This is a genomic window from Paenibacillus jepli (assembly GCF_047238105.1).
Lineage (GTDB): Bacteria > Bacillota > Bacilli > Paenibacillales > Paenibacillaceae > Paenibacillus_D.
Window position 1 is genome coordinate 7247457 of the sequence record NZ_JBDFMD010000001.1, and the last position, 19204, is coordinate 7266660.

Annotated in this window: 18 protein-coding genes and 1 pseudogene; 17 read left to right on the forward strand and 2 right to left on the reverse strand. The window is 48.3% G+C overall.

The window, feature by feature from the left end:
* The first annotated feature begins 4 nt into the window (after window positions 1-4).
* From ABC336_RS31155 to ABC336_RS31180, 6 genes and pseudogenes are all read left to right on the forward strand, one after another.
* Entirely contained in the window at window positions 5-469 is a 465-nt protein-coding gene (locus tag ABC336_RS31155) for an ArsI/CadI family heavy metal resistance metalloenzyme (protein WP_413242658.1), read from the forward strand.
* Window positions 470-481: 12 nt separating this feature from the next.
* A complete protein-coding gene (locus tag ABC336_RS31160; protein WP_413242376.1) occupies window positions 482-913 on the forward strand; it encodes a protein-tyrosine phosphatase family protein in 432 nt (143 codons plus the stop codon).
* Window positions 914-998: 85 nt separating this feature from the next.
* Complete coding sequence (locus tag ABC336_RS31165) at window positions 999-2204, forward strand: chromate transporter (RefSeq protein ID WP_413242377.1); 1206 nt, start codon at window positions 999-1001, stop codon at window positions 2202-2204.
* Between the two features lie 155 nt (window positions 2205-2359).
* Window positions 2360-2629, forward strand: a complete 270-nt coding sequence (rpsN, locus tag ABC336_RS31170; RefSeq protein WP_413242378.1) for a 30S ribosomal protein S14 — start codon at window positions 2360-2362, stop codon at window positions 2627-2629.
* 7 nt (window positions 2630-2636) lie between these two features.
* Window positions 2637-2966 (forward strand): DUF3024 domain-containing protein, encoded by a 330-nt coding sequence (locus ABC336_RS31175; RefSeq protein ID WP_413242379.1) that lies wholly within the window; start codon window positions 2637-2639, stop codon window positions 2964-2966.
* A 20-nt stretch (window positions 2967-2986) separates the two neighbouring features.
* A pseudogene (locus ABC336_RS31180) lies at window positions 2987-3133 on the forward strand (NAD(P)/FAD-dependent oxidoreductase); the annotation flags it as partial.
* Window positions 3134-3193: 60 nt separating this feature from the next.
* On the opposite strand, the gene ABC336_RS31185 reads toward ABC336_RS31180, so the two are convergent.
* A complete protein-coding gene (locus ABC336_RS31185) occupies window positions 3194-4231 on the reverse strand; it encodes a CobW family GTP-binding protein (protein WP_413242380.1) in 1038 nt (345 codons plus the stop codon).
* A gap of 419 nt (window positions 4232-4650) precedes the next feature.
* Between ABC336_RS31185 and ABC336_RS31190 the strand changes: the two genes are divergently transcribed.
* The 7 genes from ABC336_RS31190 (at window position 4651) to ilvD (ending at window position 14514) form a co-directional block, all read left to right on the forward strand.
* Entirely contained in the window at window positions 4651-4998 is a 348-nt protein-coding gene (locus ABC336_RS31190; protein WP_413242659.1) for a metal-sensitive transcriptional regulator, read from the forward strand.
* 150 nt (window positions 4999-5148) lie between these two features.
* Complete coding sequence (gene copZ, locus ABC336_RS31195; RefSeq protein WP_413242381.1) at window positions 5149-5355, forward strand: copper chaperone CopZ; 207 nt, start codon at window positions 5149-5151, stop codon at window positions 5353-5355.
* A gap of 88 nt (window positions 5356-5443) precedes the next feature.
* Window positions 5444-7870, forward strand: a complete 2427-nt coding sequence (locus tag ABC336_RS31200; protein ID WP_413242382.1) for a heavy metal translocating P-type ATPase — start codon at window positions 5444-5446, stop codon at window positions 7868-7870.
* Window positions 7871-7872: 2 nt separating this feature from the next.
* Window positions 7873-8712 (forward strand): hypothetical protein, encoded by an 840-nt coding sequence (locus ABC336_RS31205; RefSeq protein ID WP_413242383.1) that lies wholly within the window; start codon window positions 7873-7875, stop codon window positions 8710-8712.
* A gap of 344 nt (window positions 8713-9056) precedes the next feature.
* Window positions 9057-11867, forward strand: coding sequence for a cohesin domain-containing protein (locus ABC336_RS31210; protein ID WP_413242384.1), 2811 nt, complete (start codon window positions 9057-9059; stop codon window positions 11865-11867).
* A gap of 275 nt (window positions 11868-12142) precedes the next feature.
* A complete protein-coding gene (locus ABC336_RS31215) occupies window positions 12143-12808 on the forward strand; it encodes a GntR family transcriptional regulator (protein WP_413242385.1) in 666 nt (221 codons plus the stop codon).
* Between the two features lie 20 nt (window positions 12809-12828).
* On the forward strand, window positions 12829-14514 hold the full coding sequence (gene ilvD / locus ABC336_RS31220) for a dihydroxy-acid dehydratase (protein ID WP_413242386.1): 1686 nt from the start codon (window positions 12829-12831) through the stop codon (window positions 14512-14514).
* Between the two features lie 68 nt (window positions 14515-14582).
* Here ilvD and ABC336_RS31225 read toward each other — a convergent pair whose 3' ends face one another.
* Window positions 14583-15437, reverse strand: a complete 855-nt coding sequence (locus ABC336_RS31225; RefSeq protein ID WP_413242387.1) for a helix-turn-helix domain-containing protein — start codon at window positions 15435-15437, stop codon at window positions 14583-14585.
* 108 nt (window positions 15438-15545) lie between these two features.
* Between ABC336_RS31225 and gap the strand changes: the two genes are divergently transcribed.
* The 4 genes from gap to ABC336_RS31245 all read left to right on the forward strand — a co-directional run bounded on the left by gap (window position 15546) and on the right by ABC336_RS31245 (window position 19041).
* Complete coding sequence (gene gap, locus ABC336_RS31230; protein ID WP_413242660.1) at window positions 15546-16547, forward strand: type I glyceraldehyde-3-phosphate dehydrogenase; 1002 nt, start codon at window positions 15546-15548, stop codon at window positions 16545-16547.
* Window positions 16548-16863: 316 nt separating this feature from the next.
* Window positions 16864-17010 (forward strand): hypothetical protein, encoded by a 147-nt coding sequence (locus ABC336_RS31235; protein WP_413242388.1) that lies wholly within the window; start codon window positions 16864-16866, stop codon window positions 17008-17010.
* Window positions 17011-17283: 273 nt separating this feature from the next.
* Window positions 17284-18303: a glycoside hydrolase family 113 protein gene (locus tag ABC336_RS31240; protein ID WP_413242389.1), complete on the forward strand. Its 1020-nt coding sequence runs from the start codon at window positions 17284-17286 to the stop codon at window positions 18301-18303.
* A gap of 18 nt (window positions 18304-18321) precedes the next feature.
* Window positions 18322-19041 carry a TetR/AcrR family transcriptional regulator gene (locus ABC336_RS31245; RefSeq protein WP_413242390.1) on the forward strand — a complete coding sequence of 240 codons (720 nt, stop codon included), beginning with the start codon at window positions 18322-18324 and terminating at the stop codon, window positions 19039-19041.
* Window positions 19042-19204: the final 163 nt, after the last annotated feature.

Below are 19204 nucleotides of genomic sequence, written 5' to 3' on the forward strand. Positions count from 1 at the left end.
TATGATTCAACGCATGCATGTGGCAGTAAATTGTACGAATTTGGAAAAGTCACTCACCTTTTATCGAAATTTCTTTGGCGTAGAACCTGTAAAGGTGAAAGATAACTATGCCAAGTTTGAGTTGGATGAACCGGCGTTGCATTTCTCATTGAATGTCAGACCATTCGAGAAGCATGGCGTATTAAACCACTTGGGTTTTCAAGTGAATACGACCGAAGAAGTTCTGGCGATGGGAGAACGTCTCCGGCAATCTGAACTATTGACTATTGATGAGATGAACACGACGTGCTGTTATGCTGTGCAAGACAAAGTGTGGGTCTATGATCCAGATGGAAATGCATGGGAAATCTTCTGCACTAGAGAAGATTCGGAGTTTGAGTCAGCAGGGGATCCTCGTGACCTGTCGCTTTGTTGTGCTCCCCCTGCAGCTCCTGTAGCTGTTGAATTCACCTCATTTCAGAAGAAGTAAAGGAGTTTTTCGATGAAGACTTATCACGCACTAATCGAGGATCGGATTTTCATGGGTGGCGCGGCCGACGTGAAAGCTATGGTTTCGGAGGAACAGGTTGAAGTTATTGTCGATCTTCGTGAAGAGGCAACCGAATGCGCCTATCCGGAAACAGATGCCGCGTGGATCAAGGTGGGGATTGGCGACAACGCGGAAACACCGCAAGAAGACTTGTTTCAAGAGGCAATTAATCAGGTAGTGACGGCTTATCGCGAAGGCAAGAAGGTCGCCTTTCATTGTGGCGGCGGCAAGGGAAGGACTGGAGCCGTATCAATTGGTACACTCATTGCACTGGGGGCGGCCTCTTCCATTGAAGAAGCAGAACGCATGGCCAAAGAAATCCGGCCTGTCATTCAGATACGCGAACCTCAACGGGAAGCATTGAAGAAGTTATTCGAAAAATAGCGGGTGAGAGGGCGACTGCGTTGATTGCGCGTCCTCTTTTTAACGATTATAGAAGTTCCCGATGTATAGGGAGGAGAAAACGTGTATGTCTCATGAAGACATTATCAAAACAAAGCGTTCACGGCCAAGAGATTTACTTGAGATCCTCGCCGTATCCACTAAATTGGGTTTAACCTCATTTGGCGGTCCCGTGGCACACTTGGGTTACTTTCGCGAAGAATATGTCAAGAGAAGAAAGTGGATGGATGACGAAAGCTATGCGGATTTGGTCGCACTAGGTCAATTTCTCCCGGGCCCTGCAAGCAGTCAAGTCGGGATCGGTATTGGCGTCTTTCGCGCTGGCGTACTAGGCGGAATCGTCTCCTTTTTGGGATTCACTTTACCCTCTGTCATCGCCTTGATTCTGTTTGCGCTCATTGTGCAAGGCTTTGATATCACCAATGCAGGTTGGATTCACGGCTTAAAGATCGTCGCTGTTGTCATTGTCGCTCATGCCATCTTAGGCATGGCGAAAACGCTGACACCCGATACCAAGCGTAAACTCATTGCCCTGCTGGCTCTGATTGTCACCTTGCTCTGGCAAACCACCTATTCGCAGATAACGATTATTTTACTGTCCGCTTTGGTTGGGTTTCTCATTTACAGGCACCACAATGAAAGTTACCAGGAGAAGCACTCGTTTCCGATCTCACGAAGGTTTGCAGTCAGTTGTTTACTCCTCTTTTTTGGCTTGCTTATTCTTCTTCCTGTACTAAGAGAGATGACATCTCTATCCTGGGTCGCCATGTTTGATAGCTTTTACCGGTCAGGCGCTTTGGTTTTTGGAGGCGGACATGTGGTTTTGCCGCTGCTCGAGAGAGAAGTTGTACCTAATGGCTGGGTGAGCGAGGAAGCTTTTCTTGCCGGATATGGACTAACTCAAGCTGTACCGGGCCCCTTATTTACGTTTGCGGCCTATTTGGGAGCTGTTATGAAAGGCTGGATCGGCGGCGCAGTAGCAACCATTGCTATTTTCCTGCCAGCTTTTTTGCTTATCCTTGGAACCTTGCCTTTTTGGAATAGCTTGCGCCGCAACCCCAAAGTGAGAGGGGCATTGATGGGGGTAAATGCAGCTGTGGTCGGCATTCTCATCTCCGCATTTTATCAGCCCATTTGGACGAGTGCGATTGTAGAACCGATCGACTTTGCCTTTGCGGCAGTATTGTTCAGCATGTTGGTCTACTGGAAGCTCCCGCCGTGGCTCATTGTTGTGACCGGCGCCATTGGCGGCACGGTGATAGCTTTACTGTGAACATAACATATACTTCTTTTATACCCACGTTGCGACGTGGGTATTTTGTATTGCGAAAAGCTTCCGTTTGCCCTGTACATCTTTTACTAGGCACTTTACTTTCATTCGATTTTATTACATAATAGTAACGATTACGAATAATGGAGGAATAAAAGTTGGCTAAAAAATCTAAAGTTGTGAAAGAGAAAAAAAGGCAGGAGACAGTGGCTCGTTATGCGGAACGGAGGAAGCAACTGAAGGACGCCAAAGATTATGAAGGGCTAAGCAAGCTGCCCCGCGACGCATCACCAACAAGGCTCCACAGCCGATGCGAGGTTAGCGGGCGTCCGCACGGCTACCTGAGCAAATTCAAAGTGTCGCGTATCGTATTTCGCGAGCTGGCGTATAAGGGTCAGATCCCTGGCATCAAAAAATCCAGCTGGTAATCACGTTATGGATGAATTCACAATTAGAAGACTTGAACGCATCTTGGATGGATATATCGCGTTAAAAGTGCCCGGTCCTGTCCGGAACGCCGTCAGATTGCACTATCAATGGGATCATGAAGGACTGACACTGTTCGAGGATCGACCAGATGATGATCACCTTTGGGCCTCCGTCCCTATTGTCCGCTTCCGTTTTGTAGACGGGTTCTGGTGTGTACAGGGCAAGAATCAGGAAGGCGGCTGGCACACCGTGCCATGGATTAAACCAAACGGGGACTTCGAATGCCAGTTGGAGCAAGTTGAACTGGATCGCGAAGGCTTATTCTGGATCTCCTAGAGGGTAGGAGGGTGTGTTATATGTCGACCTATGATTGTCTGATCGTAGGCGCCGGCCCCGCCGGCATCGGGATGGGCGAGCATGCGGACATCGGCGCTTCCTTTGCGCTGTGGCCGCGTGAGATGCACATGATCACGCCATCCTTTACCAGTAACGCCTATGGCATGAGAGGACATATCGTTCACTCCCAATCCATTGTTTCTTTCCCTCAAGGGTGTTCTAAAAGCCTATGTTATTGTATTGGACCAAGCCTGCTTTATCTGATTTTGATCCATGTCTATCCCAATCAGCACCAGATAGGAGGGCCCGGGCTCATCTGCAGCCTCCCAATACAACCGCTTGCCTGCGAATTGAACGACTTGATACTTAGACCGCTTGTCAGAGACCACGGCATAACCTTTGGCACGGAGCAGCTGACCCTTCCATTGATGAATGAATTGCTCGATTTGCTTAGCTGTAACCGGTTGATCCTGGGGCAGGGGAAGGGTCAAGCTTTGGACTCTGCTGAATGAAGCCGCCGGTTTGGCTTCGCTGTGCTCGTGGTGTCCATGCTTAGGTTCAGATGTCGGCGCAGTGCCTGCTTGCTTGCGCACCACCTTCATGCCTGATCCGCTTTTGGGGCGCACGAGAGAAGGATGAACCAGCGATTGCAAGTCTGCGAAGAGGGCTTCCATAGGCATTTCGCTTTGCTTGGTAAAATAAAGGACTGCGGCATGGTTTTGTTTCTTGACCGCTTTTTCGATTTTGAGCAGCTGGGGCGAGGGGACCAGATCCGTTTTATTGATGAGGATCGTGTCAGCAACCTCCATCTGGCGACGGAGCGTATGCTTGAGTGCCAGGTCGGTATTAAAGAAACTATTGTAATCCAGCACGCCTTCGGAATCCAGCACGGTGATGATTTGTCTCAGCTCGACCCGGTTCAGCAAGAAGGGCTCCGTCAACGCATCAACCACCTCTTCCGGATTCGCCACACCGGTGAGTTCAATGAACAGGACGTCCGGTTGCTGGTCGATCAGCTTTCGCAGGGAATTTACGACCTCTGACTTTTTACTGCAGCAAATACAACCATCCAATAATTTCTCCAGCGATCGCTCTGGAATATCATTGCGGATCAAGCCGCCGTCGACATCGAACTTGCCCAGTTCATTCATGAGCACAGCCGCTTTCAGCTGGCGTTGCTCTGCCTCATGAAGCAGTCTTAAGAGCAGGGTGGTCTTTCCGCTTCCCAAAAACCCGCTAAGAATAAAAACTGGAATCCGGCTCATCGTTATCACTCCTTTAGCTTGGTAACCATCCCACATTGATCGAGGCAGTTTAGACAAAAAAATAAGCTTTCAACTTGTTATATGCTGCATACGTCGATTATAATAGTAACAATTACGAATAAATCTAATTATAGGTCCCGCTTGCTGTGCTGTCAAAGTACGGCCAGAGACGATGATGCGGAAAGGAGCAGCCTATGGATCCCATAAATCGAATGCCAGACGAAGAACGAATCCTCAGTCTGCATACACAGCAACGTTGGAAGCACAGGGAGGCGGAATTGATAACTTGGACAAGTCGACCCAAACCAAGAAAGCGCGCCAAACAAACCGTCATATTTGGCAACAGCCACATTGATGTTCTACATATGGAGTCCGGCACGCCGCCTTTACATAGGGCAGGGGGGTATGATAATGTAGATATAAAGGAGTTGATTCATTTGGAGGATCCGATACTTGAGTCTATCTCATGTGACCATATCTCCTCAACAGGGAGGAAGAGTCATCACTCAGAAAAAACAAAGAAAAGCTTAATTCATCGTTTAAATCGAATCGAAGGTCAAGTACGTGGAGTAAAAGGACTAATCGAGCGAGATACTTACTGTGATGACGTGTTGAATCAAATCGCTTCGATTCAATCCGCTCTTAATGGACTGGGAAAGCAGCTGCTGGAGCACCACTTAAAAAGCTGTGTCATTGAGCGAATTGAAGAGGGCGATCATGAAGTACTGGATGAGCTTTTGACGACTGTTAATAAACTAATTAAATAAAGGAGCAGGGGGATTCTTAGATAAGCGATCCCCTCTTCCTGGTTTGAGAAAGTCCAATGAACCTCCTCTTCTTTATTCATTTTAGTAGTTGACATAGGGTAAGGGGGTATAGTATTGTCTAATCATCTAATAAAAATGGAGGCGTTAAAAATGGAACAAGCAACTTTAACTGTACAAGGTATGTCCTGCGGACATTGCGTCAATTCCATCGAAGGCGAGGTCGGCAAGCTGGACGGGGTGAGTGCGGTCAAAGTGCATCTGCAGGAAGGAAAAGTAGATGTCACCTTTAATGGCGATCAAGTAAATCTTCAAGCCATAACGGAAGTTATTGAAGAACAAGGCTACGAAGTAGCTTAAACAAACAGAAGAGATCGTGTCCTTTGGGGCACGATCCCCTTTTTAAAAAATGCATACCCCGGGTGGGTATGCTGTGAGGTGAAGGACAGTGGAATCGAGTAAAGAAGTGAGCTTGGACATCCAAGGCATGACTTGTGCCGCATGCGCGAACAAGATCGAAAAAGGCTTGAACAAAATCGAAGGTGTCGTTAGTGCGAACGTCAACTTCGCTATTGAGAGAACGCGGGTTGTGTATGATCCGGACAAAACCAATGTGAAAGCCGTCGAAGAGAAAATTGAGAAATTAGGTTATCATGTACGACATGATAAACAAACCTTTGATATAACCGGCATGACCTGCGCTGCCTGTGCAACGAGAATTGAAAAACGATTGAATAAAATCGATGGCGTGTCGCAGGCTGTCGTTAACTTTGCTCTAGAGAATGCCACCGTCGATTATGATAAAAATCAAGTGACGGTTAACGATATGGTCGAATCCGTGAAAAAGCTTGGATATACCCTGAAAATTCAAACATCCAAAGAGGAAACGGCCAACAGTAAAGAAGAAGAAATCCGTCACCAAACGGGAAAATTTCTTTTCTCCGCGATATTGACGTTGCCCTTATTGTGGACAATGGTGACACACTTTGAATTTACCTCATTTATTTATTCGCCGGATATGTTCATGAATCCATGGGTGCAGCTAGCGTTAGCGACGCCGGTGCAATTCATTGTCGGGGCCCAATTTTACAAGGGAGCGTACAAAGCCTTGCGAAATGGCAGTGCCAACATGGATGTTCTGGTTGCCTTGGGTACATCCGTCGCGTTTTTGTACAGTATCTTCCTCGGCTATGAGTGGCAGGCACAAGGACAGGTCGGTATGCCTGAACTCTACTTTGAAGCCGCAGCTGTGATTATTACGTTGGTCATTCTCGGAAAGCTATTTGAAGTCCGCGCCAAAGGCAGAACCGGTCAGGCTATCCAGAAGCTGCTAGGCATGCAGGCAAAAACCGCTCGCGTTATACGGGACGGAGAAGAGCACGAAATTGCGATTGAAGAAGTCATGGTAGGCGATACGATCATGGTGCGTCCAGGCGAGAAAATTCCCGTGGATGGTAAGATCCTGAAGGGACAATCTGCTGTTGATGAATCCATGATTACGGGCGAGAGTATCCCCGTCGATAAAAAGCCGGGTGATGTCGCCATCGGCTCGACCATGAACAAAAATGGAATTTTGACGCTACAGGCTACTAAGGTTGGGAAAGACACAGCCCTTGCTCAAATTGTTAAAGTCGTCGAGGAAGCGCAGGGCAGTAAAGCAGATATTCAACGTGTCGCAGACCGGGTATCCGGCATTTTTGTCCCGATTGTCGTGGGAATCGCGATCGCAACGGCCTTTGTCTGGTATTTTATTGTTGAACCTGGCGATGTGCGGTCTGCCCTGGTACCGGCAATCACAATTTTGGTTATCGCTTGTCCGTGCGCGCTTGGCTTGGCGACCCCCACATCGGTTATGGCCGGATCGGGAAGAGCTGCTGAATTGGGCGTGCTATTCAAAGGCGGAGAACACTTGGAGAATACTCGAAACATCAACACGATTGTTCTGGATAAGACGGGGACGGTTACCAAAGGAAAACCTGCATTAACCGACGTTTTTCCGGAACAGGGTTTCGCTGAAGAAGAAGTGCTTGCCCTGGTCGCCTCCGCTGAAAACAGCTCAGAGCATCCGCTGGCGGAAGCCATCGTCAACGGGGCCAAAGCAAGGGGGATCCAAATCACAGAGGCGGATTCTTTTGAAGCCATCCCGGGCTACGGCATTCAAGCGGCTATGGGTGGAAGAAAGGTTTTTGTGGGCACCCGTAAGTTCATGCAAAAACAAAATATTGATGCCGCTTCCGTAGAAATCACGATGTCACAGCTCGAGTCGGATGGCAAAACCGCCATGCTGATCGGTGTGGACGATCAATTGGCTGGTGTGATTGCAGTTGCGGATACGGTGAAAGACACATCGAAAGCAGCCATCGAAAGAATGCATGAGCTTGGTCTGGAAGTTATCATGCTGACAGGAGATAACCAGCGCACTGCACAAGCGATCGCCAAACAGGTCGGAATCGACCGGGTAATCGCAGAAGTCGTCCCGGAACAAAAAGCGGATGAAATAAGGAAGCTTCAACAGGAAGGCAAAAAAGTCGCTATGGTCGGAGACGGCGTGAATGACGCGCCTGCGCTGGCAGTCGCCGATATCGGCATGGCCATGGGCACCGGGACGGACGTGGCCATTGAAGCAGCCGATGTTACACTGATGCGTGGGGATTTGCACAGCGTGGCCGACAGTGTACAGATCAGTGCCAAAACGATGCGCAATATCAAACAGAACCTGTTCTTTGCTTTCTTCTATAATACCGCGTCCATTCCCGTTGCCGCGATCGGGTTATTGGCTCCCTGGGTAGCCGGTGCGGCGATGGCCTTCAGTTCCGTATCGGTTGTACTCAATGCGCTTCGCTTACAGCGGTTGAAACTGAGAGGAGGCCGATGAAGATGTCTATTAAAAAATGGATTTCCTTTGGCCTGGTCTACGTGGTCATCGTGGTTGCAGGGTACAGTATCGTGACAGGGCTAAATCCACTGGCAAGCGGCGAGCTGGATCACGATGGCCATGCCGCTCCAAATCGTCTCGAGGAGGAAGAAGAGAGAGATCATCACGCGCATAACCAACAGGGTCACGGGCATCACCATGGTGAATCCGACGTGGAGGTTGACGTCACCTATAACGATCAAAAGGTTATCATAAGCGTGACCGATGGCGATGGGGCCGCTCCTGAATTAGCTATTCAACACGAGAAAGAAATGCATTTGATCGTGGTGTCAAAAGATCTAGAGCATTATCTTCATTTGCATCCAGAGAAGGACCAGGACGGGACTTACACCGTTACACAAAACCTGAGTGAAGGGACGTACCATGCTTTTGTGGATATTGCGCCGGTAGGGAAAGAATATCAAACGACGCCTAACCCTGTACAAATCGGATCAACGGAGACAAGTACCACAAGCTTGAACCCCGAGGAGGTTTGGACCAAAGAAGTAGACGGCAAACCCGTTACGCTGGAAGAGGTTGATGCAAAAGCTGGAGCAGATGTTCCTCTGGTGTTTGAGATGCATGGGAAGCAGCCGGAAACGTATCTGGGCGCTTTGGGTCACGTGGTGATTCTCGATGAGCATGCCGAGCAATTCATCCATGTACATCCTGCCTCAGAGGACTCCACCACATTCCATGCGCATTTCCCTAAGGCGGGGATGTACAAAGTTTGGGGCGAATTCAAGTTTGATGGTAAGGTGCATGTTTATCCGTTTATCCTGAAGGTCACTGCACAAGGTTAAACGGCTCCGCCTAAGAGTTTTGCAAAGCAAAACTGGCTTCGAAAGCATGAAAATGAGCGCTGCGGCGCTCATTTTTTTATTCCAACAAGAACAAGCGGCGTTCGTGATTACGACAAAAAAACAAAGTAAATGCCCACACAATATGACATTATTTTCGAAGGGGCCATGATATACTCAAACTGTTTTTGGGAATAGCTAAAACGTTTTAGCCATTCAATATTCCCTTACTACTCATATTATCACACTGGAGGTGAAGGAGTCGTTTTCTTTTTTGTAAGCGATAACATGTTGTCGAGATGCAAGGAAAAGCAAAGAGAAAAAGAATAAGAGAGGAGTAGTAGGTCATGCGTAAAATAAGATTTGTGGTGGCTCTTTTGGTTTGCTTCCTTATGGTATCAGGTTTGATCGTAAGCCAGGCCAAGGCAGATACATCGCCCCCATCACATGACACGTGGAGGCAGGTCGACCCTGCTGATGTCGAGATTGGCAGAAGCTATCTCGTGGTGTCCGAGCACGGCGCGCTATCTAACGCTCAAGCGACAATCAAAACACCTGGCGACGTCACCGGCGATACTCAGATTGGCATGGCTGCCAAGCCTGTAACCATCGAAGGGGACCTCATTACATCCGAAGTAACAGACGACATGATCTGGCAGTTTGGCCGTGGCGCGAACACTGCTGCGGCATCCGGCGGTCTGGGTGAAGGCCCGGGGTACTATGTATTCAATGACGCTCCCGGCGCAGGCGGAGGGAAGGAACCCTTGAGAAGGGAATCCAGCTTCAATGCGCAGCATGCGCCGCTTAATACAACGGGAGCAGCCATCAATGGCAACCAGCAGAGCCTGTTGCTGCATGTTCTGGATGAACAAGAAGGCACCGTGTCCCTGTACATTTGGGGCGGGAATAACCAGTGGAACTTCGCTCTGACCAGCACGGAAGACGGCTTCACCTCGAAGAGCAGGACGGCGAACACGACAAGTGCTGCCCAACTGCTTGAGCAGATGAAGGAGTCGCCGGCACTGCGGCTGTATGAGCCGAACGTGACTGTCGGCGTTCAGCACTACGTCATGGCTTCGTCCGGTCAAAACGGCAGTATCAGCCCGTCCTCACTGGCAGGCCATGTGTGGGTCAACGATGGAGAAGACGTGACTTTTACGTTCAACCCTGCGTTTGGCTTTGAAGTGGATACAGTAACGGTTAACGATCAAGAAGTGACAGTTACAGATAACAGATATACCATCAAGAACGTCACGGCAAGCGATACGACAATCCATGCGACCTTTAAGCCAAGCTTGAGCGCAGCGGAGTTACCGTTCACTGTATATAATGACATCTTCTCTGTCGGCAACGTCACTACAGCTGTCGTCCTCGACCTTGGGGAAGGCAACGCGGCCAACCTTGCTGACCTGAACGCCGACATGTTCACGGTAGGTGCAAGGAACACGAGACTCGATGGCTCCACTTTGATTTTCGACGGCTTACGCAATATTTCCAGAGTTTATGTGAACAGCAATCCCGAGCCGCTTGGCTACATCTCGCCCGCTCCGGGATCCCAAGACCTCGTAACAGATACACCGACAAGCGGACGCTACATCATCGTAGAACTGGAGTTTTGGAATGCCAATGGCTATACATCTGGCGCTATGGTTTCCGGCAATCTGCAAAACGCATTCTCGGCAATCCTTAATTATCGTGTCAATGTGAATCGTGAGGTGAAGCTGACAGACGGCACAACCCTAACTCCAAAATTCACGCAAACAGCGGTAGTCAACCCGGCGCTAGACAAGTTTGTCCCGGACAAAACAAACCCGGACGGCACAGGCAGCATGGACATCCTGATCTCGATCGACGAGTCCTGGCAAGAACAAGGTCCGCTTCCTCTCTTCATCTACAACCATGGCGGCGGCCGGGGCGGCCCCTCGGGGGACTACTTCGCACCTGTGCAAACCGCGAACGGCGCAGCCGTTCTCTCCAAGCGTCAACTGGAGAATCCCGGCAAGTACAACGCGCACATCATAGCTACGCAGAACCATGCGAACAATCAGGCTAACAACGAGGCCCTTATGGCTTACGTGGAGAAGCTGGCCGCTGAGGGCAAAGTGGATCCGGACCGTATCTACATGTCCGGCTTCTCGATGGGCAGCATGTACACACTAGGTTTCTATAGCCGCAATCCCGAGTTCCTCGCAGCCATCGTCCCGCTTGCAGGAGGCAGCTTGCCAACCGTGGCTCAGCTGACAGAGAACCCTGAGCTTACAAAAACGGCTATCTGGGCGCATACCCACAAGAATGACGGGGCTGGCAATACATGGACACAGTATTTCTCAACAGGCGCTGGCGTCAGTGGACTATATGCAAATGCCAACGTGAATGTGCTGGAAACCAACCAGGCTTATAATTTCCCATACTTCGGATTTGACTGGACGCCTCACGAAACCGAAGCCCAAGTGTACAGCAACCTTCTTGGCCAATCCAATGCCAGCTTCAGGTATGGCCCCAGCCAAGAAACGTTCGCAGATAAGAACATTTTTGATTGGATGTTCGCTCAGTCCAGACACACGGCGACTAGCTCAGCAACGTTGTCAGGTCCAGCATTGGTGCAGTTTGGTGATACATTCGAGGTGACTTACGGTCTTGAGAGCTTGACACAGGACGTATATGCACAAGATATTACCATACAATACGACGCGGATAAGCTGGAGCTTGTGGGTCAGCCCGTATCCTTGGATTCCGAGAAATTTATTATTGTAGGCACAGACGGACAAGAAGGAAGCATTCGAATAATCGGCACGCATTTCAATGAGGGCGTAACCAATCCTAATCAGAATCTCTTTAAGCTGACCTTCAAGGCAAAGAACACAGCGGGTGTTGCGGATATCGCAGTCACACTTGTCGTGTTTGCTGATGGCGAGGGAGTAGAGGCGGAAGTCGATGGGGATACGCACACGGTTGAGATTCGCAAGCCTGTCGTACCAGGTGACTTCAACAATGACAACAGAGTAAGCGTCGGTGACCTGGCTCTAGTTGCAAAAGCTTATGGCAAATCTTCCACAAGTCCGGATTGGAACGACGTGAAGAAATACGATATAAATAAGGATGGAACCATCGACATTGAAGACCTTGTCGCCTTGGCTCGTCTCATTCTGACTAACTAATCTGAGTTAAAGACACCGCCCCCTCTTCTGCAAGGATAGAGGGGGCGGACTATGTTCATGGGCGTAAAGCAATGGATGCTATGGCCATCTATCTTTTCTTCTTCGGTATGATGGGGTTTCTGATTGTCGGATTGCCATTTGCACTTAACCTTGCGTATGGCGAAATCTGTGCGTAAAAGCGTATCGATGAAAGCAGCCTCCAATTAAACTTCTTGCTTTTAATATATGTATGCGATATATTGCATATATGAGAATTGAGGAGTGGAGATGATCACATGCCAGTGCCTAAAAATTTTGTCTCGCCTGCACGGATGTCCGCAAAAGAAAGAGCCTTCTCCCAAATTCAACGATGGATTATCGATGGTACTCTGCAACCCGGGGAAAAACTTGTGGACTCCGAATTGGCCGAGTCGCTTGGCGTAAGCCGCACACCGATTCGGGAAGCATTTCAGCTACTCGAAGTACAAGGCCTTGTTTCTACCCATCCTGGAAAAGAAACAAAGGTAAAGGAAATCGAGAAGGGTGACATCTTCAAGATGTATTCAACGATGGCTGCTCTTCAGGCTTTAGCAGCCGAAACTACTGCAAAAGTTATTATTCCAGAACAAATTGAGCAACTGAGAGCGCTTAATCTAGAATTTGCAAGTGCCATCAATAGTGGTCAAGCTTATCAAGCAATGGAGGCGGATGAACAGTTCCACAACCTGATTGTAGAACTTTCTGATAATCCCTATGTCGCTTCATTCAGCGCATCCCTTCAGATTCATATCCGGCGCTTCAAATACGTGTTCTTAGAGCAGCCGACTACTGAGACACAAGCTTCAGTCCGTGAGCATGATTTAATTATTGCCGCCCTCGGGAAGAATGATCCTGATAACGCCCAGGCAATGATGAAGCAAAATTTCATCCGTCCGATGCAGGAACTGCACGGATTACTTTAAACAGACAGGAGCGTGGGAGTATGGGAAACGAAAAAGATCTTCGTATTCGCAGCAAGGTGATTAGCGAGGGGGTCAACCGAGTACCGAACAGAGCGATGCTGCGCGCGGTTGGTTTTACAGATGAGGATTTCAAAAAGCCGATGATTGGCGTGGCTAGTACATGGAGTGAGGTAACCCCATGTAATATGCATATCAATGAATTGGCCGTTCAAGCCAAACAAGGAGTACGGAACCATGGCGGTGCTCCGCTGATTTTTAATACGATTACAGTCTCAGATGGTATTTCCATGGGACACGGTGGCATGCTTTTCTCACTGCCAAGCAGGGAAGCCATCGCGGATTCGATTGAGATCGTAACAGGTGCTGAGCGCTTTGACGGTCTAGTGGCCATCGGGGGATGCGACAAAAACACGCCTGCCTGTCTGATGGCGATCGGGCGGCTAAATATCCCATCCGTTTACGTCTACGGCGGAACGATACAACCGGGAAAGCTCGACGGTAAAAACGTCGATATCGTAACGGCTTTTGAAGCGGTAGGTCAATATCATGATGGAAAAATATCAGAAGAACAGCTCCACAAGGTAGAATGCAGCGTCTGTCCGGGGCCGGGCTCTTGCGGCGGCATGTATACCGCCAACACAATGGCCGCTGCGGCGGAAGCAATGGGCATGAGCCTTCCTGGTTCATCTTCTACGCCAGCCATTTCACCTGATAAAGCAGCAGAATGTGATGCGGCCGGCAAACAAGTCATTTCACTGCTGGAACGGGAGATCTACCCCAAAGATATCATGACGAAAAAAGCGTTTGAGAATGCGATTACGGTTGTCATGGCTTTGGGAGGCTCAACAAATGCGTTCCTGCATTTGCCCGCCATTGCGCATTCGGTAGGCGTAGATTTAACATTGGATGATTTTGAGCGGATACGGGTGCGCGTTCCCCATTTGGCAGACTTGAAGCCAAGCGGTCAACATGCCATGCAGGATTTGAACGATATTGGCGGCATTCCTGGCGTGATGAAGTTATTACTGGCCGAGGGACTTCTGCACGGTGATTGCCTAACGGTCACAGGTAAGACCTTGGCAGAGAATCTAGCTGAGGCTGCTCCGTTAAAAAACGACCAGGAGGTTATTCGGCCATTACAAGAGCCGCTGAAGGCAAATGGACCATTGGTTGTACTTAGAGGCAACCTTGCCCCTGAAGGCGCCGTAGCCAAAATGTCAGGTATGAAGAAGCTTCGATTTGTCGGACCGGCGAAAGTGTTTGACAGCGAGGAGGCCGCCACGGAAGCCATCTTGAGAAATGAAATTCAAAAAGGGGATGTATTGGTTATCCGTTATTGTGGACCAAAGGGCGGTCCAGGCATGCCGGAGATGCTATCGGTTACCGCATTAATTGTAGGCAAGGGGCTTGGCGGGGAAGTTGCCCTGATTACGGATGGAAGGTTCTCAGGCGGCTCGCATGGATTCGTAGTCGGACATGTTTCACCTGAGGCGCAGGTAGGCGGACCGGTCGCGCTGCTGAGGAACGGAGACATGATCACCATCGACAGCGAAACGCAGCAGATTATGTTCAACGTGACAGAAGAGGAGTTGGCTGCCAGGGCTCAAGCATGGATACAGCCTCCGCTGAAAGTAAATTCAGGCGTGCTAGTGAAGTATGCAAGATTAGTTTCCTCTGCATCTAAAGGTGCAGTGACAGATATTTAATAATCATCTTATTGGAAGCCACGCTAATCGTGGTTTCTTTTTTTGTAAGTAAGTTCTTGTTTCCTTCATTATTGGGCAGCTGAGAACTTGCGGGAGATTTCCCGATATGCCGTTGGTGACATGCCTTTCTTAGCCTTAAATTGTCTGATGAAGTACGTGTCATACTCAAAACCGGTCGAACGTGCGATTTCATTTAAGCTCATATCTGTATGAGTCAGAAGATCCCCCGCGATCTTCAAGCGATGCGACAGCAAGTAACCCATCGCTGTGCATCCGCATCTTTCCTGAAACAGCTTATTGAGAGAAACCCGGTTCAAGTGCGCGCATTTCGTTAAATCCTCCAGCGTGATTCTATCTGGATAATGAGTGTGTATGTAGTCCAGTACGATATCCACAGGGGATTGTTCGCTGTGACGGTTTAAATCTTCAAGAACACTCATTATTTGGATATAATATTTTTTTATTCTGCAAGCCCACAGGGCATCGCTTTGTGCATGTACTTCGGTGCCAAGCACAAAAAACCATTCAAATAATTGTGGATATGCCTTCTCGGTTATGCGAGATATTCCGGTCCGTGCAGGAGCTTTAAGAAACAGCGAAAGACCCGTTTGTATTCGTGGACGGGTCGGGAAATAATGTTTTGTTTCAGAATGAGGGGTCGAATCAAGAAAATCAGGGTGAAAACAAAATGATGATGCAAAAGCGTCCTGATTGTCTATAACTTCGATCTTGTCCTCAGCAGACAGACAAAGGACAGCGGGCGCAGCAATGCTGACCGGGCGTTCGTTCAGTACTCCTCTTATCCTTCCATTCGTCACAAATATAAGAGTAAACCGATCCGGGTAGGGGAGACAAGCAAAGTCCTCGGCAGCGATAAATTCGATATTTACCGTTCTATTTTTATGGCGGTCAATTTGCGGCATGGTTCTCACCTGACAGATAGTATAGTTAAATGCTTCATTTATGACAGTGTATCATAAAAATACAAGCGATATACTTTAAATAACAACAAAAGAAGGGTGGTTATGATGATGGCCATTAACATCGCAATTAACGGATTTGGCAGAATTGGCAGACTTGCATTTCGGCAGCTTTTTAATACGGAGGGCTATCGAATTGCAGCCATCAATGATCTTACAAGTCCGCAGATGCTTGCGCACCTGCTGAAGCATGATACAACGCAAGGGCAATATGACGCCAAGATTGGCTACAGTGAGAATGGCTTGACCGTGAACGGTATGGATATTCCGATCTTTAACGAAAAGGATCCCAGAAGGCTTCCGTGGGAAGAGTTTCAAATTGATGTTGTTCTCGAGTGCACCGGCTTTTTCGCATCCAAACAAGCGTCAGCAGCACATATTGAAGCAGGCGCGAAAAAGGTGCTGATCTCCACGACCGCTGGCAAGGATCTACCAACCATCGTTTTCGGCATCAATGAGCATACCTTGACTAAAAACGATACCATTGTCTCGGCTGCTTCCTGTACGACGAATTGCCTTGCGCCCATGGCGTATTACTTAAACGAGCTTGCACCGCTCAAAAAGGGCTTTATGACCACCATTCACGCCTACACAAACGACCAGAATACCTTGGATGGACCCCACGCCAATGTCGACCTGCGACGGGCACGTTCTGCGGCGGGCAACATTATCCCGACCTCAACCGGAGCTGCAAAAGCAATCGGACTCGTCATCCCGACCCTGGATGGCAAGCTGGACGGGACATCGCAAAGGGTGCCAGTCATGGCCGGTTCACTGACAGAATTGACTGCAGTCGTAGCCGGCTCTGTGACAGCAGAGCAGGTGAATAAGAAGATGGAGCAGTCCCAATCGGATGTATATGGATATACAGAGGAACAGCTTGTTTCATCTGATATTATCGGCATGACTTACGGCAGCCTGTTTGACGCGACACAGACGAAGGTTACAGAGTTGGGAACAGATACATTGGTGAAAATTGCTGCGTGGTATGATAACGAGAATTCCTTTACCAGCCAGTTAATACGTACCGCAAAACATTTGGCAAATTTATAAGGTTAGCAGGCTAATAAACTCGCTCAGTCGGCTCATGGGGCCAGCTGAGCGAGTTTTTAGTCGAGGGAAAAGAATAGATTAAGCTTGTGATAAAAATCACATCCTTAAGGATGAAGCAGGGTTACAATAATCTCAGAACGAATGGTAACGTCATATTTTACTTAGGGGTGAGGTTAATGGAAGTTATGTTCGTCATCATGGGATGCAGTTTAGCAATACTCGTTGTACTAGGCATTCTCGTAATGGGCGCATTGGAAATGGAACCGGTTGATAAGACATTTCCGACAGGTCAAACGTTGAATGGAGGCGTGAAGTAATGGATGCTATGGCCATTTATCTTTTCTTCTTCGGTATGATGGGGTTTCTAATTGTCGGATTGCTACTGGCACCTAGCCATGTAACCATTCCTATAGACGATGAAATCGAGGATAACCAAAACATAGCCATAACTGTAGTGAAGTAATTTTTGAAAAAGTGAAACCACGCCAAGCGTGGTTTTTTGTCGAGGGGCCGAGAACTTACCTGCTTAGTAGATCGAACAAAAATTGGGGGTTTGACAAAGTGAAGACGCGGTGACATAATATTTTTAATTGAATAAATAATTTAATCAAAAATAAATGCAGGAAACGGAGGGGGCTCGACTTCGTTTGGGTGACCATCATACGAATTCCCGGTTGCTCCCATACGGAAGTATGAAGTCAACGATGAGAAGATCGCCTATCAAGGAGGAATTTCAATGCGAGGCAAAGGAATTACGTATGAGACAGGGTTTATTAATGAGTCGGGCACCATTACCCGTAAAAGCTTTAATGCCAAGATCGTCGAGCGTGAGATGCACATTATCCGGCAAGACCTAAACTGCAACGCGGTGCGTATCACGGGTGGTGATGCGGATCGTTTGGAGCTGGCAGCCAGATTAGCAGCCAATGCGGGATTAGAAGTGTGGTTTTGCCCATTCACATGCGGTCTGACCATCGAAGAGCAATTCGATTTCATCGTCGACTGTGCTGAGCGTGCCGAACGGATACGCAAACAGGGGGCGGAGGTCGTATTTCTCACCGGATCAGAGATTAGCATTTTTACTGTCGGGTTTCTGCCCGGTCAAACACTCCAAGAGAGACTAGCCTTGTTTGCTTCTCCAGAGCGGCTTCGTGAGGTCTTGACTACAATTCCCGTGCAGATTAATGAGTTTTTAAGTAAAGTCGTTGCGCTAGTCCGGGAACGATTCGGCGGAAAGCTCAGCTATGCTTCGCTTCCTTTTGAAGGGGTGGATTGGTCGCCCTTTGACATCATCTCGACCGATGGAGGATACAGGTCGGCTGAAGTTGCCGACCAGATCATTACCGGCACGCGAGCTTTGCTGGCTGGAGGAAAGCCTGTAGCCATAACTGAATTTGGGTGCACCACCTATCGCGGAGCGGCTGACCTGGGCGGACGCGGCGACAAGATCATTGTATGGGACGATGCAGGCAGACCCCTCAGACTCAACGGCACCTATATCCGTGACGAGTCTGAACAAGCCGAGTACATTCGTGAATTGCTTGACATTTACAAGAGGGAAGGGGTCGACTATACTTTTGTTTGTTCTTTCGCTTATTATCATTTGCCACACCGCAGTGAGCCACAAGAAGACCTCGATATGGCCAGCTTCGGAATTGTGAAGGTATTTGAAGACCGTATGGGCTATACATATTCCGATATGCCTTGGGAACCCAAGATGGCATTTGCCACTCTCGCTGACTACTACCGCGGCTGATCGCATCTTCGCTTAAGATTGACAAAGCAGAAGGGTGTTTGGCGAACAAATAATTTAATCATTATTGGGGTGATAACTATTCCACGAACAGAAGAAGAAAATAGACGCATAAGAGAGGCACAGCGTATAAGCATCCTAGAAGCGGCGAAAAACATCTTTGCCCGCAAAGGCTGGTCAACTACCATCACAGATATTGCCTCTGCTGCTAACGTAAGTCCAGGGTTGATTTACCATTACTTCGCGAACAAAGAAGCTATTTTGGGGGAGCTGTTAGGTCAAACGATCCAATCTGACTTGGCAATATTCCAGCAGATCATGCAATCCGGTGATACGGCTGCGAAGCGTCTGGAAATGTTAATCTCCAGCATGCTAAAATTCAGGCAGGATCAAATTAAACGATTCGGAATTACTGTACAGGCTGCGAAGGAACCATCGTCGTCCGGCAACGAACTTGAAATCATGCGGAGGATTTTTGAAAATCTAAAAAACAATGATTCGGAAGCCAAAGATTTGCAAGAACTAATGATGAAACGATTTCAGACCATTCATGAGATTGTATTGCAATTGATTGTTGAAGGACAAAAAAACGGAGAGTTTGCTCCAGATCCGCCTCCCAAGTTGGCCATGATGATCTTCCAAAGTATCCAAGGCTTAACTACACTTGCACTCGACAACCCAGAAGAATATGAACAACATTATCCTTATACAGAAATAATCATGAGGATGCTTGTCGAGTGATAAGAACATAAAAACTACGCCCAGCAGTGGAAAGGGACTAAATGTTGCAAAGTGTCTAATGACACAAACATGCCATAAAAGAAATGCAGTTAAATCAAGGCTTTTTCTCATTTAAAAGGGGATGTTTGTGTCATTTATTAGTGACACAAACATCCCCTTTGAC

Coding starts and splice junctions, on each gene's coding strand:
- ABC336_RS31185 (WP_413242380.1), bottom strand. CDS start 4,231: ATGAGCCGGATTCCAGTTTTTATTCTTAGCGGGTTTTTGGGAAGCGGA.
- ABC336_RS31205 (WP_413242383.1), top strand. CDS start 7,873: ATGTCTATTAAAAAATGGATTTCCTTTGGCCTGGTCTACGTGGTCATC.
- copZ (WP_413242381.1), top strand. CDS start 5,149: ATGGAACAAGCAACTTTAACTGTACAAGGTATGTCCTGCGGACATTGC.
- gap (WP_413242660.1), top strand. CDS start 15,546: ATGGCCATTAACATCGCAATTAACGGATTTGGCAGAATTGGCAGACTT.
- ABC336_RS31215 (WP_413242385.1), top strand. CDS start 12,143: ATGCCAGTGCCTAAAAATTTTGTCTCGCCTGCACGGATGTCCGCAAAA.
- ilvD (WP_413242386.1), top strand. CDS start 12,829: ATGGGAAACGAAAAAGATCTTCGTATTCGCAGCAAGGTGATTAGCGAG.
- ABC336_RS31175 (WP_413242379.1), top strand. CDS start 2,637: ATGGATGAATTCACAATTAGAAGACTTGAACGCATCTTGGATGGATAT.
- ABC336_RS31225 (WP_413242387.1), bottom strand. CDS start 15,437: ATGCCGCAAATTGACCGCCATAAAAATAGAACGGTAAATATCGAATTT.
- ABC336_RS31235 (WP_413242388.1), top strand. CDS start 16,864: ATGGATGCTATGGCCATTTATCTTTTCTTCTTCGGTATGATGGGGTTT.
- ABC336_RS31165 (WP_413242377.1), top strand. CDS start 999: ATGTCTCATGAAGACATTATCAAAACAAAGCGTTCACGGCCAAGAGAT.
- ABC336_RS31160 (WP_413242376.1), top strand. CDS start 482: ATGAAGACTTATCACGCACTAATCGAGGATCGGATTTTCATGGGTGGC.
- ABC336_RS31240 (WP_413242389.1), top strand. CDS start 17,284: ATGCGAGGCAAAGGAATTACGTATGAGACAGGGTTTATTAATGAGTCG.
- ABC336_RS31210 (WP_413242384.1), top strand. CDS start 9,057: ATGCGTAAAATAAGATTTGTGGTGGCTCTTTTGGTTTGCTTCCTTATG.